Genomic DNA, 11,815 nt, shown 5'->3' on the forward strand with positions numbered 1-11,815 from the left:
CACCACCGCGCCCGCCCTTCCATGTCACACCGGCGTGTACGGCGGCACTAGGAGAAGTCCATGTTGAAGAAAGTGAAGACCTGGGGACCGGGGCTGGCCCTGATCGCCCCTACCCTCATCCTGCTGGCGGTCTTCGTCTACGCGTTGATCGCGGAAAACGTCCGCATCTCGATGACCAACCAGCACACGGCCCGGCCGTCGTCGGAATTCGTCGGCCTGGAGAACTACCTCCGGCTGTTCGGGGACGCAGATTTCCAGCACGCACTGCGCAACCTGCTCCTGCTGACGGTGGTGTTCCTGGCGGGCACGCTGATCTTCGGCTTCCTCTGGGCCTGGATTCTGGAGCGGCCCGGCGCCGGCGAGGGGCTGTTCCGCTCGGTCTACCTCTTCCCGATGGCGGTGTCCTTCATCGCCTCGGGCGTGGTCTGGCGCTGGCTGCTCTCAAGCCTGCAGACCAACGAGCCCGGCGGTGACCGTGCCACCGGCCTGAACCGGCTGCTGGACAGCACGGGGCTCGGCTTCCTGCAGAACAGCTGGTGGTCCGATCCCAACTGGGGCATTGCCGCCATCGCCGTGCCGGCCATCTGGCAGCTCTCCGGCTACGTAATGGCCCTGTTCCTGGCCGGATTCCGCGGCATCCCGGAAGAACTGCGCGAAGCCGCGCGGATCGACGGCTGCAGCGAGTGGAAGCTCTACCGACACGTGATCTTTCCGCAGCTGAGCCCGGTGATGCTCTCGGCGGTCATCATCATCGGCCACATGTCCTTGAAGCTGTTCGACCTGATCCGGGCGATCGTTCCCGACGCCAATACCTACGACATCCAGGTCCCGGCCACCATGATGTGGGTCAAGTACATCGGCAGCGACTACGCCGACTCGGCCGCCATCGGCACCATCATGCTGGTGCTGGTCGCGCTGGTGGTCGTCCCGTACCTCGTCTACACCTCACGGCAGGAGAAGCGCTGATGGCTACCGCAACCGTGCCGCCGCCCGTCGAGGTTGCCCGGCCCCGACCCGCGGCTCCCCGCACCGGCCGGCAGAAAATGAACCGCACGCTCAAGTACGCCATCCTGCTGGTGTTCGTGTTTGTGGTGCTGATTCCGGCCTACGTCCTGTTCATTACCAGTTTCAAGGGCCCGTCCGACGCCGATCCCTCCAACGCGTGGCTCTTCCCGACGACGTGGGAAACCGCGGGCTGGGCCAAGGCATGGGACACCCTGGGCCCGGCGTTGGGCCGCACCTTCGCCATGGTCATCCCCGCCTCGATTATTTCGGCCCTGCTCGGATCAATGAACGGCTTCGTGCTCTCCCGCTGGCGCTTTCCCTACGCCAATGTCGTCTTCACCCTCATCCTGTTCGGCATGTTCATCCCGTACCAGGCCGTGATGATCCCGCTCACCCAGCTGATGCAGGGTCTCGGGGTGCCCAACGGCATCCCCTCGCTGCTGGTCCTGCACATCGTCTACGGCCTGCCCATCTGCACGCTGATCTTCCGCAACTACTACGAATCAGTGCCGGCCGAGCTGATCGAAGCGGCGCGCATGGACGGAGCCGGGCTGCTGCGCACCTACGCCTCGGTGATCCTGCCCGTCTCCGCCCCGGGCTTCGTGGTGGTGCTCATCTGGCAGTTCACCTCCGCCTGGAACGACTACCTGTTCGCGGCGTTCTTCTCCTCCGGTTCCAACGGCCCGGTCACCATCGCGCTGAGTTTCCTGGCCGGCGGACAGCTGACCGACTACGCCGCGTCGATGGCCGGCGCCCTGATCGCCTCGCTGCCCACCCTGCTGGTCTACATCATCCTGGGCAAGTACTTCGTCGGCGGCCTGATGAGCGGTTCGGTCAAGGGTTGAGCGGCTCCCCCAACAACAAATGGCGCCTGCCTCCCCAGGGGAAGCAGGCGCCATGTGTTGTGTGATCCGGCCTAGATGTTGTGGCTGCCGCCCTCGGCACGGCGGGGGTCGTCGGCAGTCCGCGCGCCGTCGTTGCGCACGTCGTCGGCATGCCGGCCGCCGTCGTCGCGGTACCCCGCGGCGGTGTCTACACCGCGGTCGGGGTCGGAGTCGCCGCGGTGGGCGCCGCCGTCGTGCTTGCGGTCTTTCCGGGAGTCCCGGTCCTTGGTGTTGACGTCCGGGTCCAGGTCATCGGCGCGGCGCAGCTTCTCGTCGCTCTCCTGCTGGATACCCTGGGCGTCCGCCTGCCGCTGGTCGGCAGCCTGGCGAAGGCGGTCGGCTTCAATCTTGGCACGCTCGGCTTCGACGTCCGCCCGCTGGGCCTCGGCCTGCGCCTGGGTGGCGTCCGCCTGGCGCTCCCGCGCCTCGACCGAGGACACCTGCGCTCCCTGCCGCAACTCCGCTGCCTCCCTGCGGTTCTCTTCCTGCTTCTCGAACTTCCGCTTGGTGTTCCGCTTCTGCGCAAAGAAGACAATGACTCCGATGATGATCAGGAGTACAACTATCGCGATGATGATTCCGACGATCATGCCTGTATCCATGGTGCGGGCTCCTCCTCGTTGTGGCGAAATTACTGAGCCTGCTTACTTTGTACCATCGATGGGTCCACATCGGTAGGGCGGGGACGCGCGCGGGAGGGGTGGGACAAAGGGCAATCGGTGCCCATGGACGTCCCGGCCGCCGGCCGCCAAGATGGAGCCATGGCAGAACCGCCCCGGATCATCACCCCGCCCTGCGCCCGGCCCGGCGCGCCGGATCCGCGCGCAGCCACCGGCCGGAAACTGCGCTGGGGCGTGGTCGCCACCGGGGCCATCGCCACCCGGGTTACCGAGGACATCGCCCGGCTGGAAGATGCCGTGCTGCAGGCGGTCAGTTCCCGCAACCAGGCCAACGCGGCGGCCTTCCAACGGCGTTTCGGCTTCGCCACCGCCTATTTCGACGGCGATGCCGGCAAGGGCTACGACCAGCTTTTCGCCGACCCGGACGTGGACGTGGTCTACGTGGCCACTCCGCACGGCCAGCATTTCGAGATCGCGGGACGGGCGCTGCAAGCCGGCAAGCATGTGCTGTGCGAAAAGTCCCTGACCATTAACGCCCGGGAAGCCCTGGAGCTGACGGAACTGGCGGCCGCGCGGGGGCTGTTCCTGATGGAGGCGGTCTGGACGCGCTTCTTGCCGATCATCAACCGCGTCTGGGACATCCTCGCGTCCGGCGAACTCGGCGAGGTCCGCTGGGTGCAGGCCGACCTCGGATTCCCGGCGGTCTACGACCCGGCTGCCCGGCTGTGGAATCCGGCAGCCGGCGGCGGAGCGCTGCTGGACCTGGCGGTCTATCCCCTGACCTGGGCTCTGGGGACCCTGGGCTTCCCGCAGACGGTGGCCGCCTCCGGGCAGGTCAACGACGACGGCGTCGACGCCCAGAACGCCATGACGCTTAGCTACGGTTCGGGTGCCCAGGCGCAGCTGGCGTGTTCGTTGCAGGCCGCCTCGCCGCGCACGGCCACCGTCGCCTGCACCGGCGGGTGGCTCCGCAGCAACGCGCCGCTGCACAACCCCACCGAGCTGGCGGTCCAACCGCATTTGGGCCAGCCCCGAGTGGAAACCTTCCCGAGCGTCGGCCGCGGCTACGTTTTCGAGCTGCGCGAAGTCACCCGCTGCGTCCAGTCCGGCCTGCAGCAGAGCCCCACCATGTCCTGGGCGGACACCGTGGACACCATGCGGCTCTTCGACGGGGTCCGCGCCCAGCTGGGGGTCAGCTATGCCAATGACCGTGCGGTGCCGGTGACGGACTGAGCCGGAGAGCAGGGCGCCGACGCGGCGGCAGCGGACCGACTCGGACAGCACGACGGCGGCCGGCGCACCTTCCCGCGGGAGGTGCGCCGGCCACCGTCGTTATTCAGCGCCTGAAGCCAGGCGAAACCGCCCGGCGCCGCCTACTTCTTGTCGGTCAGCGTGGCCACGATGCTGTTCAGCGTGGCCGACGGGCGCATGACCTCGGCGGCCTTGGCGGCGTCCGGCCGGTAGTAGCCGTCCAGGTCCACCGGGGATCCCTGCACGGCGTTGAGCTCGCCGACGATGGCCCCTTCGTTCTGGGCCAGCTCGGAGGCAATGCCGGAGAAGGCCGCGGCCAGCTCGGCGTCGCCGGTCTGGTTGGCCAGTTCCTGCGCCCAGTACAAGGCCAGGTAGAAGTGGCTGCCGCGGTTGTCCAGCTCGCCGGCCTTGCGCTTGGGCGACTTGTTTTCCAGCAGGAACGTGCCCGTGGCTGCATCCAGCGTGTCGGCCAGGATCTGCGCGCGGGCGTTGCCCGTGGAGGTGGCCAGGTGCTCGAAGGACACGGCCAGGGCCAGGAACTCGCCGAGCGAATCCCAGCGCAGGTGGTTCTCGGCCAGCAGCTGCTGGACGTGCTTCGGAGCGGAGCCGCCGGCACCGGTCTCGAACAGGCCGCCGCCGTTGATCAGCGGGACGATCGAGAGCATCTTGGCGCTCGTGCCGAGCTCCAGGATCGGGAACAGGTCCGTCAGGTAGTCGCGCAGCACGTTGCCGGTCACCGAGATGGTGTCCTCGCCCTTGCGGAGGCGCTCGAGGGTGAAGGCGGTGGCCTTCTCCGGGGCCATGATCTCGATCTGCAGGCCGTCGGTGTCGTGGTCCTTGAGGTACTCGTTCACCTTGGCGATCAGGTTGGCGTCGTGGGCGCGGGTTTCGTCCAGCCAGAACACGGCCGGGGTCTGGCTGGCGCGGGCGCGGGTAACGGCCAGTTTCACCCAGTCGCGGATCGGCAGGTCCTTGGTCTGGCAGGCGCGCCAGATGTCGTTCGGGAACACCTGGTGCTCGATCAGTACGGTGCCGGACCCGTCAACTACCTGCACGGTACCGGCGGTCTGGATCTCGAACGTCTTGTCGTGGCTGCCGTATTCCTCCGCCGCCTGGGCCATCAGGCCGACGTTGGGGACGGTGCCCATGGTGGTCGGATCGTAGGCGCCGTTGGCGCGGCAGTCGTCGATAACCACCTGGTAGATCCCGGCGTAGGAGCTGTCCGGCAGCACGGCCAGCGTGTCAGCTTCCTGGCCGTCCGGTCCCCACATGTGGCCGGAGGTGCGGATCATGGCCGGCATCGAGGCGTCCACAATCACGTCCGAGGGCACGTGGAGGTTGGTGATGCCCTTGTCGGAGTCCACCATGGCGATGGCCGGGCCCTCGTCCAGGCCCTTGTCGATCAGCCCCTGGACGCCCTTGCGGTCTTCGGGGTCCAGCGCCGCCAGTCCGTTCAGGATGGCGGCCAGGCCGTTGTTCGGGCTCAGGCCGGCAGCGGCCAGCTTGTCGCCGTAGGCAGCGAACAGCTCGGAGAAGTAAGCCTTGACCACATGGCCGAAGATGATCGGGTCGGAGACCTTCATCATGGTGGCCTTCAGGTGCGCGGAGAAGAGCACGCCTTCTTCCTTGGCGCGGGCCACCTGGGCGGCCAGGAATTCGTCCAGCGCCGCGGCGCGCATGACGGTGCCGTCGATGACCTCGCCGGCCAGCACCGGGAAGGCGTCCTTCAGGACCGTGACGGTACCGTCCTCGGCCACCAGCTGGATCTTGATCTTGTCGTCGGCCGGCATGACCACCGACTTCTCGTTGGAGCGGAAGTCGTCGGCGCCCATGGTGGCCACGTTCGTCTTGGAGTCGGCGGTCCAGGCGCCCATGCTGTGCGGGTTCTGGCGCGCGTAGTTCTTCACCGACAGGGGCGCGCGGCGGTCCGAGTTGCCCTCGCGCAGCACCGGGTTGACCGCCGAGCCTTTGATCTTGTCATAGCGGGCGCGGATGTCCTTCTCCTCGTCGGAGGAGGGGTCGTCCGGGTAGTCCGGCAGCGCGTAGCCGTGGCCCTGCAGCTCCTTGATGGCGGCCTTCAGCTGCGGCACGGAGGCGCTGATGTTCGGCAGCTTGATGATGTTGGCTTCCGGCTGCTTGGCGAGTTCGCCCAGTTCGGCCAGGGCGTCGCCGATCCGCTGCTCGGGGGTGAGGTAGTCGCCGAAGACGGCGATGATACGGCCAGCGAGCGAGATGTCGCGGGTCTCCACTTCCACACCAGCCGTGGAGGCGTAGGCCTCAACGATCGGCAAGAACGAATAGGTGGCCAGCATCGGCGCTTCGTCGGTGTGGGTATAGATAATCTTGGCCATGGGTGAGGCGTCTCCCTGCAAAAGTGGGTCTCTTTGGTTACTCAACTCCTCCAATTTACCCGAGGAGGGCTGCCGGGCGCCGGTTGAAGACGCGCACACCGCAGATCGCGAGGCCGCCGCGAAGCCGCCGTGCCGCAGAAGCCACACCCGTCCGGACCGGTGCCGCGCCCGGCACGACGGCGGTGCACCGCCTCCCGAGGGGCGCGCCGCTTGGCGGCCGGTGCCGGGCACATCGGTTCCCTTAACCTGCGTGCCCGACACCCTGCCGGCAAGGATTCTCGCCCGTCGCCCCGGCCCCGCTGCCCCGTGGGAGGAGTGGTAGGGCTAAGGCCAAGCTTCGAGCATCTTGCCGTTGTTCTTGCCTGACTCGTCAGTGGAAGAAGTGGCGTGCCCCGGTGAAGTACATGGTGATGCCGGCGGCGTCGGCCGCTGCCACCACTTCTTCGTCCCGGACCGAACCGCCGGGCTGCACTACCGCGCGGACGCCGGCATCGAGGAGGATCTGCAGGCCGTCGGCGAACGGGAAGAACGCATCCGATGCCGCCACGGCGCCACGGGCTCGCTCGGGCGCCCCGGAGCCCTGCACATTGGCCGCGCCACCGGCAGCGTCGGCCCCGCCGTCGACCGCCACGCCGAGGGTATTGGCCCGCTCAACGGCCAGGCGGCAGGAATCCAGCCGGTTGACCTGCCCCATGCCGATGCCCACCGCGGCGCGGTTGGCCGCGACCAGGATGGCGTTGGACTTCGCCGCCCGGACAGCGCGCCACGCGAAGGCCAGATCCGCCAAGGTCGCCTCGTCGGCGGCCTCGCCGGCGGCCAGCGTCCAGTTGGCAGGGTCGTCGCCGTCGGCGTCGATCCGGTCCGAGGCCTGCAGGAGCATGCCGCCGGAGACCTGCTTGTACTCGACCGTGTCCCGGGCAAAGCCCTCCGGCAGGACCAGCAGCCGGATGTTCTTCTTCTTCGACAGGATCTCGACGGCCTCGGGTTCGAAGCCCGGGGCGACAACCACCTCGGTGAAGATGTCCTTGACGGTAGTGGCCATGCCGGCGGTCACCGTCCGGTTTGCGGCGATGACGCCGCCGAACGCGGACACGGGGTCGGTCGCGTGGGCCTTTGCATGCGCATCCGCGATGGGATCCGCGGCGCCCGGGGACGCGACGGCGATGCCGCAGGGGTTGGCGTGCTTGACCACCGCGACGGCCGGCTCGGCGAAGTCGAAGGCCGCGCGCACGGCGGCGTCGGCGTCGACGTAGTTGTTGAAGCTCATGGCCTTGCCGTGCAACTGCTCGGCCTGCGCGATGCCCGGCGCGGCGCCGGTTTCCGCATACAGCGCGGCGGCCTGGTGCGGGTTCTCGCCGTAGCGCAGCGACTCGGAGCGCTCCAGTGCCAGGCCGGCGTACGGCGGGAATGCCGGCGCCGCCTCGACGGCCTCGGCGTCGTCGCCGAACTGCTCGGCGGTCCACCTGGCCACGGCGGTGTCATAGGCTGCGGTGTGCGCGAAGGCCAAGGACGCCAGCCGGCGGCGGGTCTTCAGGTCGAATCCGCCGGAATTCGCCGCCTCCACCACGTCCGCGTACGTGGCGGGATCCACTACGACCGCCACGGACGGATGGTTCTTCGCTGCGGCCCGCACCATCGAAGGGCCGCCGATGTCGATCTGCTCCACGACCTCGTCCTGGCTGGCGCCGGAACGCACGGTCTGCACGAACGGGTAGAGGTTGACCACCACGAGGTCGAAGGGCTCGATCTCGAGGTCGGTAAGCTGCCGGACGTGGTCATCGAGGCGGCGGTCGGCCAGGATGCCGGCGTGAATGCGCGGGTGCAGCGTCTTGACACGGCCGTCCAGACACTCCGGGAAACCGGTGATCTCGGAAACCTCGGTGACCGGGATACCTGCGGCGGCGATCTTCTTGGCCGTCGAGCCGGTGGAAACGATGCCGACCCCAGCGGTGTGCAGGCCTTCCGCCAGCCCCTCCAGCCCGGTCTTGTCGTACACCGAGATCAACGCGCGGCGGATGGGAACACGGTCAAGCTGCTTCAGGCTCACGCAAAATCTCCAAGGAAGAATGGATTCGGGGATGCTCCAAGTCTAGCGCCGGGCCTCTGCCGGGCACCGAGTGTGAAGCGGATCCGCGGTGTGGGTAACCTCATGGGGACATACAAAGGAGAACAGCACAACATGTCGGCACCGATGACTGAGGACGCGGCACTGCGGATCGGTCGTTTTTCGCTCGTGGTCTGGCTGCTGGGTCTCCTGGTTCTGTGCGGCGCGATCGGCTTCGCCGTCCCCCGGCTCCTGCCGCACCTTTCAACCGCCGCAGCCGCCCCCGGTGATGACCCCGGTCCGGCGGCCGAACCGGCGGCAGGGACCGCGACGGACCCGGCGCCCGGCGGCGGGGAAGCGACCGGCACGGCTTCGGCGGCGGCCGGCGAGGGAACCGTGGCCGAAGCCGGCGGCCCCGGCAGCTATGCAGGATCCGGCAACGCCGTCCTCGGCTACCAGCGGCCGGCCGGCTACGACGGTCCGTTCGAGATCGTCATCGACAGCGGCGTGGACGTCAGCGTAGCGGTGGACGACCCGGAGAACCCCGACTGGCCGGTCCATTTCCTCTACAACTCCGGCGACCGGAACGAACCCTCGGCCGGTCTCCTGGCCACCGCGCGGGAGGAGTTTTCACTGCATGTCGAGGCGGACGGCGACTGGCGACTGGAGGTCCGCCCGGTCGCCTACGCCGTACCGGAAGACGGTACGGTCGCCGGCTCCGGCCCTGCCTTGGTTCGCTATGAGGGCGATGAGGTACTGGCCGAGTTCACCTACACCGGTGACGCCAACATCGCCGTCTACACCTGGCAGGAATCGCGTCGGAACCTGGTGGTCAACAAGATCGGCAGCAGCACCACGCGGTTCTCCTGGCAGCCGTACCCGGTGACGTATTTCCTGATTGACACCAGCGAGGGCAACTGGAGCCTGGACATCGGCCGCTGAGGGACTGGTGCCGAACCTGCGGCCCGGAACCTGCGGCCAAAGCGCCCAGTCCCTGCAACTATGCCTAAAGTAGAGCCAGATCCCGATCCGTTCCTTAAGGGGAGAGACCCATGTCTTTTGCTGAAACGCTTGACCAAGCGTTCAAGGCCCGCATCCCCGTGCTGTACGTCGAAAGCCACGAAGAAGCACGGGTGCACGCCGAAGTGCTCAAGTGCGCCGCCGCGCTGCGCACCCCGCGCCCCGTCTGGACGTGGAACGCCAGCAGCGGGCTCCTCTCCCCCAGCGACGGCCAGCAGTCCAACACCACGGCCCCGGCGCGTGCCCTGGACCGGGTGCTCGGCGCGCACGATCCGGGGGTCTTCATCTTCTTCGACCTGCACGCCTACTTCGGCACCGACCAGCGCCCGGCGGACCCCGAGGTGGTCCGGAAGGTCCGCGAGCTCTCTGCCGCCTTCCGACAAGGCACCACCGGGCGGGTGCTGATCATCGTCGCCCCGCTGCTGCGAATTCCGCCCGAACTGGACAAGGCCGTCACGCTGGTCGACTTTCCGCTGCCCAGCCACGACGAGATCAAGGCCATGCTGGCGCACATGATCAGCCAGAATTCCGACGGCGGACGGATCAAGGTCACCCTGAATGAAGCCGACCAGGAGAACATGGTCCAGGCGGCGCTCGGCCTGACCATGGCCGAAGCCGAGAACGCCTTCGCGCGGGCAATGGTCGACGACGGCGAGCTGACCGCGCACGACGTGAGGGTGGTGCTGGACGAGAAGCGCCAGACCATCCGCAAGTCCGGGCTGCTGGACTACGTGGACGTGAACATCAGCCTGGACGAGGTTGGCGGGCTGAACAACCTCAAGCGGTGGCTGGCCAAGCGCAAAGGCTCCTGGCTGGATGCCGCCGCCGACTTCGGCCTGCCCGCACCCAAGGGCGTGCTGATCACCGGCGTGCCCGGCTGCGGCAAGTCCCTGACGGCCAAGGCGATGGCCTCGGCCTGGGGGCTGCCGTTGCTGCGGATGGACATCGGCCGGGTCTTTTCCGGCCTGGTCGGCTCCAGCGAACAGAACATGCGCAACGCCATCGCCACCGCCGAAGCCATCTCGCCGGCGATCCTGTGGATCGATGAGATCGAAAAGGGTTTCTCCGGCACCAGCGGCGAGGGGGATTCGGGAACCTCAGCCCGCGTGTTCGCCTCGTTCCTGACCTGGATGCAGGAGAAGCGCCATCCGGTTTTTGTGGTCGCCACCGCCAACAACATCGACCGGCTCCCCCCGGAGTTCATGCGCAAGGGCCGTTTCGACGAGATCTTCTTCGTCGATCTGCCCAGCGACGCCGAACGCCGGGTGATTTGGCAGATCCAGATGGCCGGCAAGGGCACCGCCGCCAACCAGCTGCACGCCGTCGCCAACGATCCGACCGCCGTCGGGCTCCTCGCCGACGCCTCGGAGAACTATTCCGGCGCAGAAATCGAACAGGCAGTCGTCGCCGCACTCTTCGACGCTTACGCCGAAGACCGCCCGGTCCGCCTGGACGACCTGCAGCGGGCTGTCGCCAACATGATTCCGCTGGCCATCACGCAGGCCGAGGAAGTCGGTGCCATCCGGCAGTGGGCTGCCTTGCGTGCCGTCGGTGCCACCGGCAGCGAGGATCTGGACGCGGACGCCGGACAGCAGATCGACCCGGCGCCACCCGCCGGTGCCGTGCCCGCCGCAGCCTCCGGGCACCCGGCACGCGGCGGCCGCACCGTGGACTTCTAGACAACACCCGACTCCTCGAAGGAGAAGCTATGGATCAGCAACAACTGATTGTCACGGTCAGGCCCGACGGCGCGGTTTCGGCCGAGACGCGCAACATCTTCGGCGCCGAGTGCCTGGACTACATCACGGTTTTGGAGGATCTCCTGGAGGCCGAGAGCGTCTCCAGTTCCTACACCGAGGACTTCAACCGCACCGCCGTCACCACCAGCGACTACGTCCACAATGAGTCAGCAGAGCGGTAGCCCAGGAGCGCCCCGGCAGCCGGGCGGCCCGGTCCTGGAGCCCCGCATCAACAACAGCTCCGCGCCGGCGCCGGCCGATGCCGGACTCATCCGGCACGCGCGGTTCCTGCCGGCCACCGAAGCCGAAGGACCGGGCCGGCGCGCCGCGCTCTGGCTGCAAGGCTGCTCCATCCGGTGCCCGGGGTGCTTCAACCCCCACCTCTGGGCCGCCCGCGGCGCAGAGCTCGTCCCGACCGGGCAATTCGCCGCCGAGCTCGTCGACCAGGCGGTGGCCGCAAGGGCCGAAGGCCTGACCCTGCTGGGAGGCGAACCCTTCGAACAGGCGGCGGCCAGCGCCGTCGTCGCGCGCGCCTTCCAAGCGGCCGGCCTGTCCGTGATGACGTTTACCGGCTACCTGCGCCGTGACCTGCGGCGCTGGGCCACAAACCGCGAAGACATCGCCGGCCTGCTCGCTGCCACCGATCTGCTGGCCGACGGACCGTACCTGCGGGACCAGCCGGAACTACACCGGCCATGGATCGGTTCCACCAACCAGGGCCTGACCGCGCTGACCGGCCGCTACCGCGACCTGCTGGAGGACATCGCGGCCCAACCGGACCGGATCGAAATCCGGGTCGCGGCCGACGGCACCATCGGCCTGAACGGCTGGGCCACCGACGACCAACTGGACGCTCTGCTGGCGGACCTCGGCGCCCGGGCCGACCGCCCGGGTGCCGACC

At 68.1% G+C, this 11,815-nt stretch carries 10 protein-coding genes; 7 read left to right on the forward strand and 3 right to left on the reverse strand.

The annotated features are described in order from the left end of the window. The first annotated feature begins 60 nt into the window (after positions 1-60). The gene (locus AC5RVZ_RS24760) at positions 61-966 is read left to right on the forward strand and encodes a carbohydrate ABC transporter permease (protein ID WP_494068271.1); all 906 of its coding nucleotides are present in this window, start codon (positions 61-63) and stop codon (positions 964-966) included. Further along, entirely contained in the window at positions 966-1,850 is an 885-nt protein-coding gene (locus AC5RVZ_RS24765) for a carbohydrate ABC transporter permease (protein ID WP_494068272.1), read from the forward strand. The genes AC5RVZ_RS24760 and AC5RVZ_RS24765 overlap by 1 nt, the downstream gene beginning before the upstream one ends. 71 nt (positions 1,851-1,921) lie before the next feature. Here the strand turns inward: AC5RVZ_RS24765 and AC5RVZ_RS24770 are convergent, their stop codons facing one another. Continuing rightward, positions 1,922-2,491: a hypothetical protein gene (locus AC5RVZ_RS24770; RefSeq protein WP_494068273.1), complete on the reverse strand. Its 570-nt coding sequence runs from the start codon at positions 2,489-2,491 to the stop codon at positions 1,922-1,924. Positions 2,492-2,650: 159 nt separating this feature from the next. On the opposite strand from AC5RVZ_RS24770, the gene AC5RVZ_RS24775 reads away from it, so the two are divergent. Beyond that, positions 2,651-3,742, forward strand: a complete 1,092-nt coding sequence (locus AC5RVZ_RS24775; RefSeq protein ID WP_494068274.1) for a Gfo/Idh/MocA family protein — start codon at positions 2,651-2,653, stop codon at positions 3,740-3,742. Positions 3,743-3,882: 140 nt separating this feature from the next. Here the strand turns inward: AC5RVZ_RS24775 and AC5RVZ_RS24780 are convergent, their stop codons facing one another. Together AC5RVZ_RS24780 and purH are read right to left on the reverse strand one after the other, a co-directional pair. Continuing rightward, positions 3,883-6,111: an NADP-dependent isocitrate dehydrogenase gene (locus AC5RVZ_RS24780; RefSeq protein ID WP_494068275.1), complete on the reverse strand. Its 2,229-nt coding sequence runs from the start codon at positions 6,109-6,111 to the stop codon at positions 3,883-3,885. 370 nt (positions 6,112-6,481) lie between these two features. Then, positions 6,482-8,158, reverse strand: coding sequence for a bifunctional phosphoribosylaminoimidazolecarboxamide formyltransferase/IMP cyclohydrolase (gene purH / locus AC5RVZ_RS24785; protein ID WP_494068276.1), 1,677 nt, complete (start codon positions 8,156-8,158; stop codon positions 6,482-6,484). Positions 8,159-8,290: 132 nt separating this feature from the next. Between purH and AC5RVZ_RS24790 the strand changes: the two genes are divergently transcribed. The 4 genes from AC5RVZ_RS24790 to AC5RVZ_RS24805 form a co-directional block, all read left to right on the forward strand. After that, the gene (locus AC5RVZ_RS24790; RefSeq protein WP_494068277.1) at positions 8,291-9,097 is read left to right on the forward strand and encodes a hypothetical protein; all 807 of its coding nucleotides are present in this window, start codon (positions 8,291-8,293) and stop codon (positions 9,095-9,097) included. Positions 9,098-9,207: 110 nt separating this feature from the next. Then, positions 9,208-10,854 carry an AAA family ATPase gene (locus AC5RVZ_RS24795; RefSeq protein ID WP_494068278.1) on the forward strand — a complete coding sequence of 549 codons (1,647 nt, stop codon included), beginning with the start codon at positions 9,208-9,210 and terminating at the stop codon, positions 10,852-10,854. 29 nt (positions 10,855-10,883) lie between these two features. Next, positions 10,884-11,096, forward strand: coding sequence for a DUF2997 domain-containing protein (locus tag AC5RVZ_RS24800; RefSeq protein ID WP_493978867.1), 213 nt, complete (start codon positions 10,884-10,886; stop codon positions 11,094-11,096). Further along, on the forward strand, positions 11,077-11,815 hold a 739-nt coding region (locus AC5RVZ_RS24805), incomplete at its 3' end, for a 4Fe-4S single cluster domain-containing protein (RefSeq protein ID WP_494068279.1). The genes AC5RVZ_RS24800 and AC5RVZ_RS24805, both read left to right, overlap by 20 nt.

The organism is Arthrobacter sp. Cza30 (assembly GCF_059090765.1).